Annotated in this window: 16 protein-coding genes and 1 other RNA gene; 7 read left to right on the top strand and 10 right to left on the bottom strand. The window is 35.2% G+C overall.

The window, feature by feature from the left end; translation table 11 throughout:
• Nucleotides 1-1,376: 1,376 nt before the first annotated feature.
• The 4 genes from ssrA to ACSVDA_RS12520 all read right to left on the bottom strand — a co-directional run bounded on the left by ssrA (nt 1,377) and on the right by ACSVDA_RS12520 (nt 5,770).
• Nucleotides 1,377-1,734: a transfer-messenger RNA gene (gene ssrA, locus ACSVDA_RS12535) on the bottom strand.
• 166 nt (nt 1,735-1,900) lie between these two features.
• Entirely contained in the window at nt 1,901-2,371 is a 471-nt protein-coding gene (gene smpB, locus ACSVDA_RS12530) for an SsrA-binding protein SmpB (protein ID WP_214483637.1), read from the bottom strand.
• 170 nt (nt 2,372-2,541) lie between these two features.
• Nucleotides 2,542-4,866, bottom strand: a complete 2,325-nt coding sequence (rnr, locus tag ACSVDA_RS12525) for a ribonuclease R (protein WP_485883631.1) — start codon at nt 4,864-4,866, stop codon at nt 2,542-2,544.
• 157 nt (nt 4,867-5,023) lie between these two features.
• Nucleotides 5,024-5,770, bottom strand: a complete 747-nt coding sequence (locus ACSVDA_RS12520) for an alpha/beta hydrolase (RefSeq protein ID WP_485883630.1) — start codon at nt 5,768-5,770, stop codon at nt 5,024-5,026.
• 862 nt (nt 5,771-6,632) lie between these two features.
• Between ACSVDA_RS12520 and ACSVDA_RS12515 the strand changes: the two genes are divergently transcribed.
• A complete protein-coding gene (locus ACSVDA_RS12515) occupies nt 6,633-7,475 on the top strand; it encodes an SDR family oxidoreductase (protein WP_485883628.1) in 843 nt (280 codons plus the stop codon).
• A gap of 186 nt (nt 7,476-7,661) precedes the next feature.
• Entirely contained in the window at nt 7,662-8,516 is an 855-nt protein-coding gene (locus ACSVDA_RS12510; RefSeq protein WP_485883626.1) for an SDR family oxidoreductase, read from the top strand.
• 410 nt (nt 8,517-8,926) lie between these two features.
• Here the strand turns inward: ACSVDA_RS12510 and ACSVDA_RS12505 are convergent, their stop codons facing one another.
• Entirely contained in the window at nt 8,927-10,009 is a 1,083-nt protein-coding gene (locus ACSVDA_RS12505) for a YVTN family beta-propeller repeat protein (RefSeq protein ID WP_485883624.1), read from the bottom strand.
• A gap of 566 nt (nt 10,010-10,575) precedes the next feature.
• On the opposite strand from ACSVDA_RS12505, the gene ACSVDA_RS12500 reads away from it, so the two are divergent.
• From ACSVDA_RS12500 to ACSVDA_RS12490, 3 genes are all read left to right on the top strand, one after another.
• Nucleotides 10,576-11,694 (top strand): glycosyltransferase family 4 protein, encoded by a 1,119-nt coding sequence (locus ACSVDA_RS12500; protein ID WP_485883622.1) that lies wholly within the window; start codon nt 10,576-10,578, stop codon nt 11,692-11,694.
• Between the two features lie 508 nt (nt 11,695-12,202).
• On the top strand, nt 12,203-12,559 hold the full coding sequence (locus ACSVDA_RS12495; RefSeq protein ID WP_485883621.1) for a hypothetical protein: 357 nt from the start codon (nt 12,203-12,205) through the stop codon (nt 12,557-12,559).
• A 669-nt stretch (nt 12,560-13,228) separates the two neighbouring features.
• Nucleotides 13,229-13,837: a transporter gene (locus ACSVDA_RS12490; RefSeq protein ID WP_485883619.1), complete on the top strand. Its 609-nt coding sequence runs from the start codon at nt 13,229-13,231 to the stop codon at nt 13,835-13,837.
• Between the two features lie 298 nt (nt 13,838-14,135).
• Here the strand turns inward: ACSVDA_RS12490 and secG are convergent, their stop codons facing one another.
• Together secG and ACSVDA_RS12480 are read right to left on the bottom strand one after the other, a co-directional pair.
• Nucleotides 14,136-14,369, bottom strand: a complete 234-nt coding sequence (gene secG / locus ACSVDA_RS12485) for a preprotein translocase subunit SecG (protein ID WP_320207614.1) — start codon at nt 14,367-14,369, stop codon at nt 14,136-14,138.
• A 234-nt stretch (nt 14,370-14,603) separates the two neighbouring features.
• Nucleotides 14,604-15,449 carry a LysR family transcriptional regulator gene (locus tag ACSVDA_RS12480; RefSeq protein ID WP_485883618.1) on the bottom strand — a complete coding sequence of 282 codons (846 nt, stop codon included), beginning with the start codon at nt 15,447-15,449 and terminating at the stop codon, nt 14,604-14,606.
• A 153-nt stretch (nt 15,450-15,602) separates the two neighbouring features.
• Between ACSVDA_RS12480 and ACSVDA_RS12475 the strand changes: the two genes are divergently transcribed.
• Nucleotides 15,603-16,271 carry a type 1 glutamine amidotransferase domain-containing protein gene (locus ACSVDA_RS12475; protein ID WP_485883617.1) on the top strand — a complete coding sequence of 223 codons (669 nt, stop codon included), beginning with the start codon at nt 15,603-15,605 and terminating at the stop codon, nt 16,269-16,271.
• Between the two features lie 167 nt (nt 16,272-16,438).
• The gene (locus ACSVDA_RS12470) at nt 16,439-17,869 is read left to right on the top strand and encodes an NAD-dependent succinate-semialdehyde dehydrogenase (RefSeq protein WP_485883616.1); all 1,431 of its coding nucleotides are present in this window, start codon (nt 16,439-16,441) and stop codon (nt 17,867-17,869) included.
• 164 nt (nt 17,870-18,033) lie between these two features.
• On the opposite strand, the gene eno is transcribed toward ACSVDA_RS12470, so the two are convergent.
• The 3 genes from eno to tpiA are packed head-to-tail and all read right to left on the bottom strand — an operon-like array spanning nt 18,034 to nt 21,628.
• Entirely contained in the window at nt 18,034-19,326 is a 1,293-nt protein-coding gene (gene eno, locus ACSVDA_RS12465; protein WP_320257646.1) for a phosphopyruvate hydratase, read from the bottom strand.
• 12 nt (nt 19,327-19,338) lie between these two features.
• A complete protein-coding gene (gene gpmI, locus ACSVDA_RS12460; RefSeq protein WP_485883614.1) occupies nt 19,339-20,874 on the bottom strand; it encodes a 2,3-bisphosphoglycerate-independent phosphoglycerate mutase in 1,536 nt (511 codons plus the stop codon).
• Nucleotides 20,867-21,628, bottom strand: a complete 762-nt coding sequence (gene tpiA, locus ACSVDA_RS12455; RefSeq protein WP_485883613.1) for a triose-phosphate isomerase — start codon at nt 21,626-21,628, stop codon at nt 20,867-20,869. Before tpiA ends, gpmI begins: the two co-directional genes overlap by 8 nt.
• Nucleotides 21,629-21,674 lie beyond the last annotated feature (46 nt).

The raw sequence follows: 21,674 nt of genomic DNA, 5'->3' as shown, positions 1-21,674 counted from the left end.
GAGCGTTTTTTTGAAAGAAAATACTATATATCTTCTATTTTCGACATTCTTCCCATGTCATTATTAATATATTTATATTTATAATAACAATATAATTGTATTGGAATTAAGGTAGTTATAATGGTTCACCTGATAATCACCACCGTTAACAAATAAGTACATTTTATTACCTTGTTTACACTTTGAAATTATCAAATAACAGAGTATTAAGATAGTTATACTAAGAATTTTAATTAAACCTTCCTACATCAATAGTACATTCAATAGGTGTAGAATAAAAATATTTGCAAATTATTAAGTTACCCTGTGAAAATAAGTTATCTTCCATTAATCTTCAATATTTTCAAAGAAATACGGTCATCATTTGGAACAATTCGTTACTATCATTTTGCTGTTCTAGTGATTTGAAATAGTTCCTTACAGTCCTCAGTTATTATCCACTAATCAACTTGGATACCAAGCATTATAAATTTGTTTTAAATAATTATTCCCTTTACTATTTCATAGAATCTCATCTCCTATGCTCAATTCTGTTTAATCTCTTTGAGAACACAGGTAATCCAGTGTGAAAGATTTAGTTTACATATGCTATCATTATCTAATAAATTAATTCTATTGTATGAGAGGTTCTTAGTTGTTTGAATATTAAAAAATATTTTTCAACACCTCCCCTCCTTCTACAATAAATTATAAATAGTGTATAAAGATGAGAAAACAAGTCAAATTTTTTTGACCTATACGGTGGTTTTTCCTTCATCTTGATCTTTTCTTCTTTGTGAGGGAGATCGAGAAGGCACCCACAAGGTAAATACCAATTGCGTGTTGTTTTAAACCTCCTACATGATAAGACACCACTCCTAGATTGTGACACCCTATTATAGTTCTTTCCATAAAAAAACCTTGAGTCAGGGCATTATTTATCTCTATTATTGTATCTACTAAAATGTCTACAACTATGGATTCATAAAATAGATAAATCAAAAATACTTGTTATTCCACAATATGGCCCTTTGTGTTGAATAACATTACTATCATATTTAATAATTTTTTTCCGTAGAAACAAGGAGTTTAAATATGATAAACACTGAATGACTAGACTCAAACTAGGAACAGCTTCCAATATATACAACAATAAAGTGAAAATGGGAGTGTATATTATGCTTAACAAAAAAGTAGTTGTTGGATTTTTGATGATATAAAATCAACAGCAACTACTGAAAAATATACTAAATTATTTATCACACACAGAGTTTTTTTATCACTCTACAAAAAATAAAGCATAAAATTTCCTAAAAAAAAAATAAAGCATAAAGCTTCCAAAAGGAAATCTTATGCTTTATGTCACAAAATAAATAAAACCACCAAATGTATGTATTTGGTGGAGACGGTGGGAGTCGAACCCACGTCCAGAAACATCGTCACTTAAGCTTCTACGAGTGTAGTCGATATATTAGTATTTCACAGACTCTTCAGCCTATCGACAGGCTTCCAAGTTGCTAGTCTGATTTTTCTCTTCCTTCATCCTCAGACGGTGGAATCCGGCGTAGCCCACTTAAAGTGAGTTCCTTACCCTACCACATGGGCGATGGAGGGAGGAACCGCTAGCTGACTTAAGCAGCTAAAGCGAAGTTATTGTTTTCTTTGCCAGTTATAGGCGTTGACGTTTTAACGAGGCCGATCCCCTCGACTCGCAACTTAAGCTCGAACTATCCCTGTCGAATCCGTAACGTCCCCATTATAAAATGTTGTTCAATATTTAGGATGAACAACTTTAAGGAAGTAACAAACGGATAGATAAGCTACAATATATATTAAGTTATGTTAATTAATGTTGTTATCGTGACTACATTTATTATTATAGCACATACTCATTATTTTTCAATTGACAATTTATGGATAATCAAAATGACTTCTGACGATCGCGGAATGCCCTTTCGACCTCTCGTTTTGCTTCTTTCTTCTTTAAATCCTCTCGTTTATCGTACTTCTTTTTACCTTTTCCTAGGCCGAGTAATACTTTTGCAAAGCCATTCTTCAAATATAACTTAAGTGGAACGATAGCATAACCATTTTCCTTTGTATATCCGATCAGCTTGCTAATTTCTTTCTTATGCAATAACAGCTTTCTTGTACGAAGTGGATCATGATTATAACGATTCCCCTGCTCATACGGGCTTACATGCATATTATGAAGAAATACCTCTCCATTTTGCACTCTCGCAAATGCATCCTTTAAATTAACTCTACCAGCTCGGATCGATTTTATTTCTGTACCTTGCAGAACGATGCCAGTCTCATATGTTTCTTCAATAAAATAATCATGATATGCTTTTTTATTTTGTGATATAACTTTTCCTTGACCGCGTGGCATCAATTGTTCCCCCTATATAAACGTATATTATATTTTAACAGAGGCTCAATTCAGATTGCAACTATATTAACAACTCCTCTATACAACTTTCAAATATTTATACGTATTGTGCAATTAATTATTAATACTAAAAAATTCATAGCTACGAATTTACTCATAGCTATGAAGTACTAGCGCTTTTTCTTTTTCTTTTTACGCTTAGCGTTAGGGACATTTTCGTAAAACTTCTTTTTCTTTTTGGTTTTCTTTACATCATGCTCGCTCTTTTCATGCTGTTTGTTCCGAGAAGAATGCGTTTTTTTGCGTCCTTTGCCAGCATGGATGACCTTTGGTACGTCTTTTGAAGTTTTGCGGCGACCTTTCATACCTACTACTTCAAAATCTACTGAACGTTCATCTTTATTTACGTTAATAACTCTTACAGCTATTTCATCCCCAATACGAAATACATTTCCAGTTCGTTCACCAATCATGGCATAATGGCGTTCATCATAGCGGTAATAGTCATCTGTTAAATAGCTAACATGAACAAGCCCCTCAATTGTATTTGGTAGTTCAACAAATACACCAAAATTAGTAACTGAGCTTATAATTCCATCAAACTCTTCACCAATTTTATCTTCCATAAACTCCGTCTTTTTAAGTTCATCTGTTTCACGTTCAGCGTCGACCGCACGTCGTTCCATACTTGATGAATGCTCAGCAATTTCTGGTAGTTTCTCCTGCCAATTTTGTTGAACCTTTTCATCTAATTGACGATTAATTAAATATGTACGTATTAACCTATGAACGATCAAATCCGGATAACGACGAATTGGTGACGTAAAATGAGTATAAAAATCAGTCGATAACCCAAAATGACCAAGGCTTTCTGGATCGTATTTAGCTTGCTTCATAGACCGTAGCATAACTGTTGATACAACAACCTCTTCTGGCTGTCCCTGAACTGCCTCAATGATCTCCTGTAAAGCACGAGGATGGATTTCATTTGCTGTACCTTTTACTACATAGCCAAAGTTTGTAATGAACTCTAAAAAGCGATTTAACTTCTCTGGATTAGGATCCTCGTGAATACGGTATATAAAAGGTACATTCATCCAATGAAAATGTTCAGCGACAGTTTCATTTGCAAGTAACATAAACTCTTCAATAAGCCTTTCTGCTACTGAACGCTCTCGAAGTACGACATCATAAGGGGCACCTTCTCGATTTACAAGAACTTTTGCCTCTTTAAAATCAAAATCAATTGCGCCACGTTGCATCCTTTTGTTACGTAACAATTCAGCAAGGTCAGCCATATCCTCAAACATAGGCACTAAAGAATCATACTTGTCTCTTAACTCTTCATCCTTATCGGTTAAAATTTTGTTTACATCCGTATACGTCATTCGTTCAGTCGTTTTTATGACACTTTGAAATATTTCATGATGAACGACATCACCAGCTTCATTTATTTCCATTTCACATGATAAGGTCAATCGATCTACTTGAGGATTCAAGGAACAAATCCCATTTGACAGTCGATGTGGAATCATCGGAATCACACGATCAACTAAATAAACACTCGTTCCTCTTTCATGCGCCTCAATATCAATGTCTGCCCCCTCTTGGACATAATGACTGACATCGGCAATATGTACTCCCAATTTAAAGTTACCATTCGATAGTTTAGTTACCATAACAGCATCATCTAAGTCCTTAGCATCCGCTCCATCTATCGTCACAATAACTTGGTCACGTAAATCACGTCTATCTTTAATGTCATCTTCTGATATAGTATCAGGAACTGAATTTGCTGCTTCTATTACTGCAGATGGGAACTCTTGAGGTAGTCCATGTTTATGAATAATGGAAAGAATATCAACACCCGGGTCATTCTTATGACCTAATATTTCTATAACTTCTCCTTCGGCACTCATTCTACCTTCTGGATAGCTAGTTAAGCGAACGACAACTTTATGTCCTTCAACTGCACCACCAGTCTTCCCTTTAGGAATAAAAATGTCATTTGCTATTTTTTTATTATCAGGAATAACAAACCCAAAATATTTACTTTCCACAAATGTCCCGACAGCTTCCTTAATACCACGATCTAATATTCTTACGATTGACCCTTCTTTTCTTGAGCCAGAAGAATGAGGGTTAATGCGAACAAGCACGACATCGCCATGCATTGCATTTTTTAACTCGTTTGGTGGAATAAAGACGTCATCTATTGATTTGTCATCAGGAACGACAAATGCAAACCCTTTTGCATGACCTGTTAACGTGCCTCGAACTAGATTCATTTTTTCTGGTAGCCCATAGCGATTGCTTCTTGTTCTAACAACTTGCCCTTGCTCCTCCATTAAGACAAGCGCTTTGACAAATTGCTTAAAATCAGATGAATCTTCTATGCCAAACGCTTCCTCTAATTCTTGTACTGTTAATGGCTTATACGCTTCTTCTTTCATAAAAGATAACAATTTATCGGTATGTTGCTGAATTTCATCCATTGTATCTCCCCTCCTTTTTTAAAACATTTTTCACACAGCCTGTTTGGAATATTATACTAAACACTCCATGGCAATGGGTAAAAATCATAGAAATACAATAATTTCTTCTATCCTTCCTTTTTTGAGCACGCTTGTTTCATCGATTATATAATAATAATTAGCTATTCCAATCTAAGCTTTCTAAAAAGGCATAAACATCTTCATGCAACTGCTCCCGCTCTTGATCAAGCGTAATCACATGGCCAGATTCCTCATACCATTTCAATTCCTTAATTGGTGATTCCACACGGTTATAAATAATATTAGCGCTGTCTGTATTAATCATGTTGTCATGTCTTGCTTGAACGACAAATGTTGGTGCATAAATTAAATCAACTTGATCTCTAACACCAGCAATTAACTGCTGTAGTGCTTTTAAGGTCGTCATTGGCGTTTGCTGAAACTGCTGCATTTCTATGTCAATTTGCTCAACAGATTTCCCTTCAAACTTCTTATATTCTCTTGCATAATCAAGTACACCTTCGTACATGACCTCTTCACTTTTAATATACATCGGTGCACACATAGGAACAATTGCTTTTATAGGTACAGTGTAACCTAATTTTAACGAAAATACCCCCCCAAGTGATAGACCTGCTACGGCTATTTCTTCATGTCCTCTATCTTTTAAGTGTTGATAGGCTTCCATGACGTCCTGCCACCAGTCCTCTGGCCCAGTATGAACGAGCTCCTCTGGAGGAACACCATGCCCTTTATAAATAGGTGCATGACACGTATAGCCTTTCTTTTCTAAAAATCTTCCTAGCATTCTTACATCAGCAGAATTACCTGTAAAGCCATGCAATAATAACACCGCACGTTCTCCTGCTTCAAAAGTAAACGGCTTTGGGACGACTTGTTTCATTAGTATATTCTCCTTTTCACGATGCAAAATACTGTTATAGTTTGCTCAAAACCATATAAACGTTATTATAGATCAAATTCACCATTTTCTCACTTAATAAATCTGTATTCATAGTATGTATATCGGACTTAAACATTCATTCATGTAGTATGGAAAAACAACACCATTTTTGTAACTAAAGTTAGAGATTTCCCCCATATTAATAAAATTATTGTCTAATCTGCGATCCAAATGAAAAACAATTATTTTGCTACTACACTAAAAAATCGTTGTGTTGAAGCTTTATATATCTCTACATTAATGAAAGAACCTTTATACTCGGATAATAACCACGAAAAATTTACTAACTAATTCTAACAAAAAGTACACCTAATATTAACTGAGCATGGATGTATTTAAAAGCGTATTTACTTTCAGATTGTAAGAAATAATTCTTGGAGGAAGTAATACCTCGCTTATTAAGTTTTTTTCGTATACAAGTGTACAACTAGAGTTCGTGCCATCTTATCAAATCATTTTTTTGGTCTAATATAACAAAGCAACAAAGTTTAGAAACTGCTGCAAAAAACACATCAATATAACTTTATGTCAGCTTTGTCCCTTCTCCATCTCGACCCTAATCTTTATTTTCGAGAGACCCGGTTGCTGTCATGGGAGACTTATATAGCCTGTTTTCAAACTTAAGTTGGGATTATCGTGCTAATAGACATCGAATTTTCAATCAACCCTAATTGTATCCCTATGTGATACGCGTGCTACAAATCTCATATAATTGTAAAATATACGATATAATGACATTTAGATTTCCTTATCAATATAGGCGTTATCTATAATACTACTATTTCTTGGGGAGTGAAAATAAATGGATGACAAAATCGCGATTGTAACAGGAGCTAACTCGGGGATGGGGTTGGCAACAACAGTTGAAATAGCCAAAACTGGGGCTACAGTTATCATGCTTTGTAGAAATAAAGAACGTGGAAACAAAGCTTTACAGGATGCGATTAAACAAAGCAAATCAAACAAAATCGATTTAATGCTCTGTGATTTAGGTTCCTTTGAAAGTATCCGTTCATTCGTCAAACAATTTAAAGAAAAATATAATGCTTTGCATATTTTAGTGAATAACGCTGGGGTTATCTCTTTAAAGAGGCAAGAAACAGTAGATGGTTATGAGGCACAAATAGGTGTTAACCATCTTGGACATTTTCTGTTAACTAACTTATTGCTAGATGTGATGAAAAACTCTATGGAAGCTCGAATTGTTAATGTATCTTCTGGTGCTCATAAAATGGGAAAAATTCATTTTAACGATATTAACCTAACGAAAAGATATAGGACTTTTAAAAGCTATTCACAATCTAAACTAGCAAATATTTTATTCACTAAAGTGCTAGCTGAAAGATTAAGAGAATCCTCTATTACGGTAAACACTCTCCACCCTGGCGCTGTAGCTACAAATATTGGTGTCGACCGCAACACCGGGTTCGGTAAGACCGTCGTTGGATTGTTGAAATACTTTTTCCTAACACCTGCCGAAGGGGCAGCTACTGCTGTTTATCTCGCTACAAGCCCTGAAGTTAAAGGTATAACTGGAGAGTATTTTTATAAAAAGAAGATCACTCCAGTTTCAAAACGAGCTCAAGATAACGAAGCTGCGCATAGGTTATGGAACTGGAGTGAAGCTGCAGTAGAATTAACATAGGATTCTATATAAATAAGCTCTTTACGTATATTTAGTGTGTTTATGTTTTCATATGAAAAACAACATTCTATACAAACAGCCTTAAAAAAGATAGCTAGGTACTTATAATATTACACCTTCCCATAAATAATTCTCTATCGTCACTTCCATACTATTAATAGCATTATGACGAAGGAGGATTTCCATATGAACCAAAGTAAAATACCTGCACAGCATCAAAATCAGCAACCTGGCCTGGAAAACATGATGGATCCAAAACCAGTTTCAGCTCTGCCTTCCTATAAGGCGAGTGGTAAACTAAAAGATAAAGTTGCGATTATTAGCGGTGGGGATAGTGGGATAGGAAGGTCAGTCGCTATACATTATGCAAAAGAAGGATCACATATTGTTATCATTTATTTGAATGAACATGAAGATGCGACCGAAACAAAAGAACTTGTTGAACAAGAAGGTAGCAAATGTCTGTTAATTGATGGGGATATTGGTGACGAATCTTTTTGTATGCAAGCGATAAAACAAACCATAGAGCTTTTTGGAAAGATTGACATCATTGTAAATAACGCTGCTGAACAGCACCCACAAAGTGGGTTACTTAATATTACCTCAGCACAACTAGAACGAACGTTTAAAACAAATATCTTCTCCTTCTTTTATCTTACAAAGTTTGCATTACCCTATTTACAGCAAGGAAGTGCCATTATTAATACTACTTCTATTACAGCTTATGAAGGAAATGAACAGCTCATCGATTATTCAGCAACGAAGGGGGCCATTGTAGCATTTACAAGATCATTAGCAAAATCAGTAGTTGGAAAAGGCATTCGTGTTAATGGTGTGGCGCCTGGCCCGATTTGGACCCCTTTAATCCCTTCCACCTTTTCAAGTGGAAAGGTAGCAACATTTGGGAAAAACACACCAATGAAACGCCCTGGACAACCATGTGAAGTTGCCCCAGCGTATGTATATTTAGCTAGTGATGATTCATCATATATGACTGGTCAAATACTACATATAAACGGTGGAAAAATAGTTAATGGGTAAAAAAAAGCAGGATTACAAATACTGGAATCTTAACAGATGGAGGTGTTTCTCCCTTCGACTCAAGACTACATCATTTTAAGCTGAACATCTAGAATTGATTAAGCACCTTGTCACCCTGGAAAAAGCGCTGGAACTAATTAGGATCTTAGTTTAAAAAGGTAGAATTTTAAAAAACAGATGATGTTGACAAAGCCGATTCCCTCTAGAATTCGGCTTTGTAGATTAATAACAAGCATTTATATAAAGGTTACTAAATTATTGCTTAAACATAAAGAAAGACGTATTTAGCATCATTACTAAACAGCGTCATTTCATGAATAATATTTTCTACTTGTTCATTGTGTCATATAATAATGAATAAGTTGTAATACATGCTTATTCAAATAACTAACATCTTTGAAAATTGAAAGTTATTTAGGCGTAAATGCGACAGCTATAGGAGTTATACCCACTTGCACAGTACAAAGCACACTGTGCGTCTTCGTATCGATAGCGGATACGTCCCCTGATCCATTGTTTATTACATAAGCCAGTTTTCCATCTGGTGTTATCGCTACATCAACTGGACCCATTCCTACAGGTTCCGTAGCGATTACTGAGTGCGTCTTTGTATCGATAACTGTGATGAACATACCTAGCATAGGACCCGTACCAAAAATCTCTGTGTTCGTAACATAAGCCAGTTTTCCATCTGGTGTAAAGGTGACTGATGCAGGTGCACCACCCGTATCCACAGTAGCAAGCACACTATGGGTCTTCGTATCGATAACTGACACGTTCCTCGATTCATTGTTTGTGACATATGCGAGTTTCCCATTCGATGTTATCGCTATATCCACTGGACCCATTCCTACAGGTATCCTAGCGATTACTGAGTGCGTTTTCGTATCGATGACTGTCGTGAACATACCTAGCATTGGACCTGTACCAAAAATCTCTGTGTTCGTAACATAAGCTAATTTTCCATTTGGAGTAAAGGTAACTGCAGCAGCAGAGCCACCCGTATCCACAATAGCAAACACACTATGGGTCTTCGTATCGATAACTGATACGTTCCTTGAGCCATTGTTTGTGACATATGCGAGTTTCCCATCCGGTGTTATCGCGATATCCAATGGACCCATTCCCACAGGTACGGTAGCAAGTACGGAGTGTGTCTTTGTATCAATAACCGTCGTGAACATACCTAGCAATGGACCTGTGCCAACTATCTCGGCGTTCGTAACATAAGCGAGCTTTCCATCGGGAGTAAAGATGACATTAGCAGGAGTGCCAGCGCTATCCACGGTAGCAAGCACACTGTGGGTTTTCGTATCGATAACCGACACATCCCTTGAACCATTGTTTGTGACATAAGCGAGTTTCCCATCCGGTGTTATCGCTACATCAAATGGATTTAGTCCCACAGTCACAGTAGTTATCACACTGTGAGTCTTAGTATCGATGACCGACACAGTTCCAGATCCTTGATTCGCGACATAAGCAAGCGTCATACATAAACACCTTCTTTCGAATAATTGAGCACCAAAACGATTTGGTCGAATGCTGTGAATTAAACATAATTTAATTACTATAAATAGTATTCATATCTCAGATACCATAAAACTTAAACTTACTATGTTTGATGGAGAATGATTTCCTACTCTACTTGACGTGTAAAAATACATGTACCGCTTTCGAGTACACATAAAAAATTTTTCCAAAAAAACTCTTCGTTAATACCCCCTACCCATCCTTAATTTTGCTCTTAATATAGTATATGTACGTCTTTCGATGTTGTAGAACCACCAATAAGCATACATAACATTAGATCCCCTGCATATTTGCTTCTTTAATAAGACTTCTAAAATCCCCCCTGAGAAATTCGAGCTTTATTTGATATAAACCACAATGGAAAAGATGCATATCATGCTTAGAAATGAATAACAGCCTGTAGTGTTAAATGGATTTAATGAATAATGTTCTTATTTGTGTTAATTGTTCATATTGATTCTTTAACTTTAATTATTTTTATAATCTAAGTTGATATTTACAAATGGGATAAAGGAGTGATTAACTATTGCTAAAAATTGGATTAGACATAAGGGTGTTAGAATGTGAACATAGAACCGGTGTAGGAAGGTACACTTATAATGTGATGAAGGAAATAGTAAAAAATTATGAGGACCAGTTTTATATGCTGGGTGGATCTATTGATAATTTTACTAACTTAAATAGGATTGGTGTCGAATTTCCCAACTTTGATTTTGAGTATGCAAATAAAATCATAGAATTAACAGGGAATTCATCTGATTTAGATCTAATATTTTCTCCTTTTTATCCAATTCCTGAACGACGAAATTTCAAGGCAGTATTAACAATCCATGATTTAGTTCCATTAAAGCTAGAAGAGTTTTATAAAAATACGTTAATTCACCAATTAATGGATAATTATATTCGTAAAACAGCGGAACATGTAGAACATATCATTGCAGTGTCAAATCATACTAAAAATGATATTATGGAGTTATTTTCTGTTGATGAAGAACTAATTACTGTTATATATCCAGGACTAGACAATATTTTTTTGTCAGAACAGGAGGTCGTAAGCACATCTAAAAGCCAAGCTATACTGAATAAGTACAATATAAATAAACCATTTATATTATCAGTCTGTTCGTTTGAATTTAGAAAGAATCTTCAACGAGTTTTGAATGCATATGAACAACTAAGAGAAGCTCATAACGATAATATTGGATTAGTGTTAGTTGGAGGAGGGTTGTGGCCTTATGGACAATTATTCACTAATATAAAACGCAGTAAATATTTTAATGACATCGTTATTACAGGTTACATTCCTGATGAACACCTCCCAACCCTTTATAAAAATGCTGAAACTTTTATTTATCCTTCATTATATGAAGGTTTTGGATTTCCAGTTATCGAAGCAATGGCTTGTGGTACTCCAGTCGTGACATCAAATGTATCTTCATTATGTGAAGTAGGCGGTGAACTAGCTGTTTATTGTGATCCCTATAAAGTTGATTCTATCGTTAATGCGCTAGAGGAGACACTATTTAAAATAAATAATCCAAAAGAAGCAACAGCATTAAAAAAATGGGCTAGACAATTTTCATGGAAAAAAGCTGGGGAACAGACTAGAGAATTGTTATTTACAACTGTAAGTAGTATTAAGTAACACTCCTGATTACTTATTTTAAATAAGTATTAGGAATGGAGAAATAATCCCAATTATAATCTAAAGCTAATTAAATTGCTTTGACCTAGAACTAGAACCATTCGACAATGATCAAAGGAGCATATCTCATCCATTAAATTCACCTATTTATTGTATAAATAATATATCAATACTTTTAAATACTATATGTACAATTCCCTTTTTTATTAACAACTTTTTATCGTTGTATACAGAACCGTAAAAAATGATAATATCTTTTGTCACTCAGCTAAACATTATGTGATAGGTTGCTATTCGTTATGTTTCTTTAATAAGGATAAAGCATAATTGTAATTTTATGTTAAAATAATTATAGAGATTGTGAAGGGCTGTTCTAAATTAACGAAACAAAGTTATGTTTAAGACTTTAGAGTGATAAGGTTGGTGAAAAACTATTAAAAAGATTTTACTCCCAGTGATTTATGTAAGTGAATGGGTATTATTTTTGTATATACTAATTTTTGTCTTTATGTTCAATATGATATATTACGCTAATATAATTTTGATTGATATGCCTTGGGAAGAGCCTATTTTATTGCCATTTATGAAATCATTAATCTTTGTATTAGTAGTAGGCATAGTTAGCTTTATATATATCAAATATCTAATAGGTAGTGCGTTATACATAAAAATTAAAGGATTTATTTGGGGGTTATTATTCAGTTCGAATCTTCTAAGTTGTCTTCTTTGGTTTAGTTTAAGCTTCGGCTTTAATTTGTCTTATCATGAACGGATTTTACTAATAATAGCTATGTTAGTAAGTGCAATATTAACAATTCAAATTGTCTTTAAATACCGAAAAACTACAGTGACATGGTCCACTTAAAGTAGGTTGTTAAACTCCCCTTCACTCATCAGATTTCACCGTCTTGATTCAAGTGGGGGTAGTCTGACCGTAAAATAAATCTCTCTTGGCTAGTAAAATGTAATACACATAAGATGTAGATACTAATAATAGATTCGGACATGTGGATATAGTTATAAAGCCCACAAAAAATCTACGATTAAATTTTGGAGTTACGTACAGATAATTCTACCAGTATAGAGGAAAATAGTAAATTTTTTTCGCGAAAGGACGAAGAGAGAAAAAGACCATTCATAGGGTCATTTTTTTATAGCGAGATTCATAGCATATTACAAGATCAATTGAGAAAATTGAAAAGGAAGAACCTGTGCAAACAAGAAGAACTGGGTGCTAATCAAAATAACCCAACTTTTCTTAAATTCATTAAAATGGTTTTTCTAAGGGGGATCAGCTCTTAGGTAATTGTCTATTGTGTGAGACCGTGAGTTCTAAAGACACTTACGGTCTTTCTTATTTTATGCAGATATTACTATATCATAAATGTTTGGAAACCCACAATTCCACCACATGGTAACTTGTAAGATGTTACGATAGATATTGAATAATTTCTTCAATTACAAACTGTTCGTCGTTATTAGACATATCAAGCAGTTTTTTGATTGATAAAGGAATAAAAGGGGTAAATGAATTGTGAAGATTTTATATGAGTTAATTATGATAAGCTTAGTAATTTTAATCATACTTACTTTTTGGATAGAAAATTCTTTTAATCCCATTATAAGTTGGATAGTTTGGGTTGTGTTTTTCTTAGATTTCATAGGCAGATTAATTTTTGTGAAAAATAAATGGGAATTCATAAAAAATAATCCATTACTCATTGTTGCAATTATTCCATTTGATCAATTTTTTCAATTAGCCCGTCTTGTAAGAATCATTTATTTATTTAGGATTAAGACCATTACAAAATATTATGTACAGCCATTAGTTCAGCGAATATCTAATTTATCAAAATTACTAATTATCTTAGCCTTATTGATAATATTTTCTGTAGAAGCACTGCTATTATGGCAACTAGAGAACAATATTATATCTTTTTGGCATTCTTTTTATTTTGTGATAGGACAATTGATGTTTTTTGGACGAGATATATACGAGGTAAGTCACACTGTTAGTTATATATGTGTAACTTTTAATTCAATAGTCGGAGTTGTAATTCACGGGTTAGTGATTCAGTGGCTTTTTAATAAAATCGAACCCTTCTATTTGAAATTTACTAGGACCAAGGTCAAAGGTGAATGATTTAGCAAAACTACTCGTCTCTCTCACGTTCGAAGTGGCTTTTCTAGGGGAAATTTTCAATCTACAAATAGGGATGAAATTGAATAAGACAATACTCATAATGAAAAACGCTTGAATATTAATCCAAGCGTTTTTTGTGTCATCTTATATACGATTATTACGTTGCCGTTTAATATACGTTTATATTTATTTCACCTGGTTATCTGAACCGCCTAGAGAAAACCTCTGAGCATGATAGAACATTAATGAAATAATAATATTGCTTGTAAGCTTATTTTTTATTCAGCTCTGTTAACCTTTAAAGGCCTCTATATGCTAATACAATTGTTAACAAGAAAAACAATACAGACAAAATAATCGTTAAGTTTTGTAAAACAGCATCTAATCCTCTTGCCTTTTGCTTTCCGAAAAGCTGCTCAGCTCCACCAGAAATGGCACCTGATAATCCTGCGCTTTTCCCTGATTGTAAAACAACTACCGTAATAAGAGCTAAGCAATCTATCACTAATAATGTCACAAGAAATGTGTTCATATGATACACCTCCAGAAAATCATACTATTCACTTATTATAATTTAGCATATCTTAAAACTACAGACAAGTCCTTTTCAGGTAGTGACAGTATTTCAAGCACTACCGTAACAGATTATTTGTACTATTTGTTATTCCAGCTGTACCTATACTTATTTATATGAGGAGATATTTAATGATCTTTCGCTGGCACCCAGTGTCTCTTGCACTATGGCATTCATAGTATTCGAGTAGCGTTATCTTAGCATTGAAACTAATTTTTCCCCGATGGCTTCGTCATTTGCTATTAGAGAAACATGACGTGATATATTAAAATCTTGAATTTTGATAGCTTTAACATTCTCTGAACTATTTTGTATAAATATTTCTGGAAGAATGGACATACCAAGGTTTGCTTCAACAAAACCTAATATACTTTGACCAAATTCAATTTCTGAGGCAACCTTTAAAGTAGAGCCCTTTGACGTAAATTCTTTGTCAACGAGCATTCTAGCATCGCAAGTAGGGGGAAGTACAACAAATGATTCATCCTTTATTTCATGAAAGGAAATAGAAGTTTGATTAGCATAAATCGGATGATTGGCATTTATAAATAAGAAAAAGCGTTCTGAAAATAAAAACTTAGAGTAATAAGAATGTTTAATTTCTCGATCATCAAATAATGCAACGTCTATTAACCCCTTCTCTAGTCCAGATAATAATTCCAAAAAGCTATGAGAAATTTTTACTCTGAATTGATCATTGAACTTATGCTTAGCAAATTTGTATGGCAGATAAGACGTTGCTATACTCGGCCAAGATCCTATTGTAATATCACCTATTCCTTGACTAAGATTAATTTCTTTACGTACAGAATTGACTTCCTTTAAGATATTTTTACTGCTCTTTAATAATATTTCACCAGCTTGAGTTAATCGAACACCCGTAGAAGAGCGAATAAATAAACTAGCTCCTAAATCTATCTCAAGGTTTCTTATTTGTTTACTTAAAGCAGGTTGACTCATGTGTAATAATTCACTGGATTTAGTCAAACTTTTCGTTTCTGCAGTTATGTGAAATGCTTCTAACCATTCAATTTTCATGTTTTTCACCTTTATAACTTTCTGTTATTCCCATCTAACATAATGGAAGTACATAATCTTATATATTGATGATAACCTATAGAAGTAACGAAGACAATTTTCCAATAAGAACAATACTACATCAATAATTATTAAAATTAGGAGGTATATACATTGGCAAATATATTAATGGTTATATCAAATGGAATAGCAGTAAAATCATATCGAACAGGTTATTGGTCTGAGGAATTTCATGTTCCATTAAATGTATTAGAAGCAGCAGGTCATACTGTGTCAATTGCTTCACCAAAAGGCGGAGATGGGATGGTTGATCAGTTTTCTTTAAATGATGAAACAGACCCAGACGGGAAATCAAGAGAATTTGAAAAGCTTGGACGTTGGAAGGATACGCTACGTTTAGCTGACTTACAAGGAAAAGATTACGATGTCATATTATTTGTAGGAGGACATGGACCTATGTTCGATGTTTCCTACGATCCACATGCTCATCGTTTAATAAATGAAATTTATGATAATAAGGGCATCGTTGCAGCAGAGTGTCATGCACCTTCTGTGCTAGCTTTCACTTATAGAGAAGACGGTAAATCAATCATCGATGGGAAAAAGGTTACTGCTTTTCCAGATGCCTATGAACCTAAGGAAGTAATAGAGTTTCTACCATATAGTGTAGAGCAAGAGCTGGCGAAAGTAGGCACATATGTCGACAAGTTAGATCAGCCAGCATTAGCGATCTGGGCAGATGATCAAATTCTTACGAGCCGTGACCCGGCATCATCGAAAAGTATTGCTCAAGAAATTGTAAAAGCATTAAAGAAAGATTAATTATATTGACAGCTGGCACATGAAGAATTTCAATTTGTGTTTCAGCTGTTTTCTTTTCTGAAGATTTGACTACGGAAATATGCAAGTCTGTTCGAAAGGTAAACTTATTTAAGTATACTTTCACATTTAATAACAGACTAAGTTAAACAAATAAAAGGGTGGGACAGATGTTTATTAAGCAAAATTTTATAAACGGTCAGTGGGTAGCTTCAGAAGATGTTATTGCTATCAAAAACCCAGCAACGAAAGCAATAATAGGAGAAGTTTCAAATGGTGGGCATACAGAAGCAGTTCTAGCTATTGAAGCAGCATCAAAAGCCTTTGCTTTCTGGTCGAAAAAGACTGCAAGGTATAGAAGTCAACTTCTTTATCAATGGTATCAATTAATTAAAGAGAATCAAGATGAACTAGCTCGGATCATAACGATTGAGCAAGGAAAACCATTAAAGGAAGCTTTAGCAGAGATCGAATATGCAAATGAGTATGTGTTATGGTATGCAGAGGAAGCGAAACGAAATTATGGTAATACGATTCCAGCTTCTACAACTAATAAACATATTATAGTAAAAAAAGAGCCAGTAGGTGTAGTTGCTGCTATTACACCTTGGAATTTCCCTGCTGCAATGATTACTAGGAAACTTGCCCCAGCATTAGCAGCTGGATGTACCGTCGTTGTAAAGCCTTCAGAAGAAACGCCTTTTACCGCTTTAAAGTTAATACAATTAGCAGAAAAAGCTAATTTCCCTAGAGGCGTAATAAATATCGTAACAGGTAATGCTAAACAAATTGGCGATGCTTGGTTACGAGATAAGCGGGTTAGAAAATTAAGTTTTACTGGATCAACACCTGTAGGAAAACTTCTAATGAAAGGAGCAGCTGATTCTGTAAAAAAATTATCTCTCGAACTAGGGGGACATGCACCATTCATTGTCACAGCACAGGCAGACATCGATAGAGCTGTTGAAGGAGCCATTCAATCTAAATTCCGTAATGCAGGTCAAGCGTGTGTTGCATCTAACCGTTTCTATATTCATGAAGATGTCATAGAAAGCTTTACAGCTAGATTAGTAGAACGTACTTCACGTTTAACCATGGGAAATGGGTTGAAAGATAACATTGATATAGGACCCCTAGTTAATGAGAATGCTATAACAAAAGTTATGTATCATATTGAAGATGCTGTAGAGAAAGGTGCGTCTATTTTAACAGGGGGGAAAAAGATCTTGGAAGAAAAAGGTCATTATTTTCAGCCTACTGTCATTGGAAATGTGACAGATGATATGGTCTGTATGCAGGATGAAACGTTTGGACCGTTAGCCCCCATTACCTCTTTTAAAACGATTGATGAAGTAGTGACAAGGGCAAATAGCAGTCAATATGGTCTTGCTGCATATGTATTCACAACTAGTTTGGATGAAGCTACATTTTTCATGAACAATTTAGAGTATGGAGTAATAGGTGTAAATGATGGACTCCCATCAGCTGCGCAAGCTCCTTTTGGCGGTTATAAAGAAAGTGGATTAGGTAGAGAAGGCGGGTACTTTGGAATAGAAGAATATTTAGAGCAGAAGTATATCTCTGTTGATTCCTTTACGTAATAAGCCGTGATTCAAAATACAAAGCTATGGGTATAGAAGGAAAAAGTTATAGTATCATATCACTAATAGTCTAATTAAGAGTTACAGAAAGATAATAATAATCCCTTAAGAAATACTAAACAAAAACTAAAAAGACCTCACATTACGTGAGGTCTTCAATAATGTTATTTCTTTAAGTTATAGAATGATGCTAAACCATCAAAGCGTGCTGTTTCTTGTAATTGATCTTCGATGCGTAACAATTGATTATACTTCGCAACACGATCTGTACGTGATGGTGCACCAGTTTTGATTTGTCCTGCATTTGTTGCAACAGCGATATCAGCAATCGTGCTATCTTCAGTTTCACCTGAACGGTGAGAAATTACAGCCGTATAGCCCGCACGTTTTGCCATTTCAATTGCATCAAATGTTTCAGTTAACGTACCAATTTGGTTCACTTTAATCAGGATTGAATTACTAATTCCTTTTTCAATTCCTTCTTCAAGTTTTTTCGTATTTGTTACAAATAAATCGTCACCTACTAATTGAACTTTGTGTCCGATACGTTCTGTTAGTAGCTTATGACCTTCCCAGTCATTTTCATCTAATCCATCTTCAATTGAGATGATAGGATACTTTTCAACAAGCTCCTCATAGAATGAAACCATTTCTTCAGACGTTTTCACAACGCCTTCACCTTCTAAATGGTATTTGCCATCATCTTTGTTGTATAACTCAGATGAAGCTACATCCATTGCTAACATAATTTGTTCGCCTGGTTTATAGCCTGCTTTTTCAATAGCTTCAATAATTGTTTGTAACGCTTCTTCATTTGAGCTTAGGTTTGGTGCAAATCCACCTTCATCACCTACAGCTGTATTATAGCCTTTTGCTTTAAGAACAGATTTTAAACTATGGAATATTTCTGCACCCATACGAAGTGCTTCCTTGAAGTTTTGTGCACCTACAGGCATAACCATGAATTCTTGAATATCTACATTATTATCTGCATGCTCTCCACCGTTTACGATATTCATCATAGGAACAGGTAATGTTTTCGCGTTAAATCCACCTAAATATTGGTATAGTGGAATCTCTAAGAAATCAGCCGCAGCACGTGCAACTGCCATTGATACACCTAAAATTGCATTTGCACCTAAATTTCCTTTGTTTTCTGTCCCATCTAATGCCATTAACGCTTTGTCAATTGCTACTTGATCAGTCACGTCAAAGCCTACCATTTTTGGAGCGATGATTTCATTTACATTATTTACTGCTTGGATAACTCCTTTACCTAAATAACGATCTTTATCACCATCACGTAATTCTACAGCTTCATATTCTCCAGTTGATGCACCACTTGGTACTAATGCACGTCCAAATGCACCAGATTCAGTATATACTTCTACTTCAACTGTTGGGTTTCCACGAGAATCTAATACTTCACGACCATAAACGTCTACAATGATTGACATAATTATCTCTCCTTATTCGTTAATTAATGATTTTCCAGTCATTTCACTTGGTTGCTTTACATTTAATAATTGTAGCATTGTAGGTGCTAAATCACCTAATTTACCGCTATCTCTTAACTCAATTCCGTTTTTTGTTACGATTACTGGAACCGGGTTTGTCGTATGTGCAGTCATTGGCTTTCCTTCTAAAGTTACCACTTCATCTGAATTTCCATGGTCAGCGGTAATAATAGCTGTTCCGCCTTTGGCTTCAATTGCATCAACTATTTTTCCTAAACATTCATCCACTACTTCTATCGCCTTAATGGTTGGTTCTAGCATTCCGGAATGCCCAACCATATCAGGATTGGCAAAGTTTAGAATAATTGCATCGTGCTTATCTGCGTCAATTTCCTTTAACAACGCATCAGTCACTTCATATGCACTCATTTCTGGCTTTAAATCATACGTTGCTACCTTAGGTGAATCAATTAAAATCCGTTCTTCACCAGGGAATTCTTCTTCACGACCACCGCTCATAAAGAAGGTGACATGCGGATACTTTTCAGTTTCTGCAATCCTTAATTGCTTTAAGCCATTTTGTGATAGGACTTCACCAATTGTGTTGTCTAAATTTACTGGTTTAAAGGCTACGTATCCTTTTACCGTTTCACTAAAATGTGTTAGACAAACAAAATGTAAGTTTTTCGGATGCTTTGGTCCTCTGTCAAATGAACGAAAGTCTTCATTCGTGAAAGTATTTGAAATTTGTATTGCTCTGTCTGGCCTGAAATTATAGAAGATTACCGCATCATCATCTTGGATGGTTGCTACTGGTGAGCCATCATCTTTGACAATAACTGAAGGTAACACGAATTCATCATAAATGCCGTTCACATAAGAATCGTCTACACATTCAATCGCACTTTGATACGTCGGTCCCTCCCCATAAACCATGGAGCGATAAGATTTTTCTACACGGTCCCATCGTTTGTCCCTGTCCATTGAATAATAACGTCCTGAAATTGTAGCAATTTCTCCTACACCAATCTCAGCAATTTTTTCATTAAGACTACGAATGTAGGTTTTCGCTGTTTGCGGACCAACATCGCGACCATCTAGGAAACCATGAACATAAACCTTTTCTACACCTTCACTTGCAGCTAGTTTTAACAACGCGTACAAATGTTGTATATGGCTATGAACACCCCCATCAGATAATAAGCCAAAAATATGGAGGTTTGAACCTTTTTTCTTCGCATGATCCATGGCATTTAAGAAAGTATCGTTACTCTCAAATTCACCTTCGCGAATGGCTACGTTGACACGTGTTAAGCTTTGGTAAACAATTCGACCAGCACCAATATTTAAATGTCCAACTTCTGAGTTACCCATTTGACCCTCTGGAAGTCCTACTGCTTCCCCACTTGCTGTTAATGTTGCATGAGGATAGCTACTCCAATATCGATCAAAATTAGGCTTCTTTGCATGGGCTACAGCATTCCCTTTCGTTTCATCACGAAATGCAAAGCCATCTAAAATAATAAGTGCTACTGGTTTTTTACTCATGATTTGCTGCCCCCAAGAGCTGTAGGAAAGACTTTGGATCTAGACTTGCTCCACCGACGAGTGCACCGTCAATATGAGGTTGTGCCATATACTCGTTAATGTTCTCAGGCTTTACACTTCCACCATATTGAATACGTGTTGCATCTGCCACATCTTGAGAAAATTGCTCAGCAATAACTGAACGAATATGTTCACAAACTGCATTAGCATCTGCTGATGTAGATGACTTACCAGTACCGATTGCCCAAATTGGTTCATATGCTATAACAGTTTGTTTTGCTTGTTCAGATGTTAAACCATCCAACGCTTTTCTCACTTGATCAGCTACAAGGTCATTCGTTTGACCAGCTTCACGTTGCTCTAATGTTTCACCACAGCAAACAATAGGAGTAAGTTGATGATCAAAAGCTGCTTTTGTTTTTTTGTTTACAGTTTCGTCAGTTTCAGCAAACATCTCTCTACGTTCAGAATGTCCAATAATTACATAGCTTACTCGCAAATCTTCAAGTGCAACTGGGCTAATTTCTCCAGTAAAAGCACCACTGTTTTCGAAGTGCATATTTTGTGCACCGATTTTTAAATCCGTACTTGTAGTACTTGCCACTAACTTTTCTAAGAATAATGCTGGAGCACAAACGACTGAGTCAACTTTGCTAGGAGCAGGCACAAGCCCTTTCACTTCATCTACAAAGCTTACTGCTTCTGAAAGTACTTTATTCATTTTCCAGTTCCCAGCGATGATTGGTTTACGCATCGTACAACATTCCTTTCATTCTAGAGGATGTTCAAGAAATTTCATT

Origin of the sequence: Cytobacillus sp. Hm23 (genome assembly GCF_051842895.1) — a bacterium.
In the GTDB taxonomy this organism is placed as follows: domain Bacteria; phylum Bacillota; class Bacilli; order Bacillales; family SM2101; genus Nanhaiella.
Note: the sequence above shows the minus strand (reverse complement) of the source record. Positions and strands in the feature narration are given on the sequence as shown.

Excerpts from the sequence above, each read along its gene's own strand:
- ACSVDA_RS12520 (WP_485883630.1), bottom strand. The coding sequence starts at position 5,770 with ATGAAACAAGTCGTCCCAAAGCCGTTTACTTTTGAAGCAGGAGAACGT.
- eno (WP_320257646.1), bottom strand. The coding sequence starts at position 19,326 with ATGTCAATCATTGTAGACGTTTATGGTCGTGAAGTATTAGATTCTCGT.
- tpiA (WP_485883613.1), bottom strand. The coding sequence starts at position 21,628 with ATGCGTAAACCAATCATCGCTGGGAACTGGAAAATGAATAAAGTACTT.
- ACSVDA_RS12470 (WP_485883616.1), top strand. The coding sequence starts at position 16,439 with ATGTTTATTAAGCAAAATTTTATAAACGGTCAGTGGGTAGCTTCAGAA.
- ACSVDA_RS12505 (WP_485883624.1), bottom strand. The coding sequence starts at position 10,009 with ATGACGCTTGCTTATGTCGCGAATCAAGGATCTGGAACTGTGTCGGTC.
- ACSVDA_RS12515 (WP_485883628.1), top strand. The coding sequence starts at position 6,633 with ATGGATGACAAAATCGCGATTGTAACAGGAGCTAACTCGGGGATGGGG.
- smpB (WP_214483637.1), bottom strand. The coding sequence starts at position 2,371 with ATGCCACGCGGTCAAGGAAAAGTTATATCACAAAATAAAAAAGCATAT.
- gpmI (WP_485883614.1), bottom strand. The coding sequence starts at position 20,874 with ATGAGTAAAAAACCAGTAGCACTTATTATTTTAGATGGCTTTGCATTT.
- secG (WP_320207614.1), bottom strand. The coding sequence starts at position 14,369 with ATGAACACATTTCTTGTGACATTATTAGTGATAGATTGCTTAGCTCTT.
- ACSVDA_RS12510 (WP_485883626.1), top strand. The coding sequence starts at position 7,662 with ATGAACCAAAGTAAAATACCTGCACAGCATCAAAATCAGCAACCTGGC.
- ACSVDA_RS12480 (WP_485883618.1), bottom strand. The coding sequence starts at position 15,449 with ATGAAAATTGAATGGTTAGAAGCATTTCACATAACTGCAGAAACGAAA.
- rnr (WP_485883631.1), bottom strand. The coding sequence starts at position 4,866 with ATGGATGAAATTCAGCAACATACCGATAAATTGTTATCTTTTATGAAA.
- ACSVDA_RS12495 (WP_485883621.1), top strand. The coding sequence starts at position 12,203 with ATGTTCAATATGATATATTACGCTAATATAATTTTGATTGATATGCCT.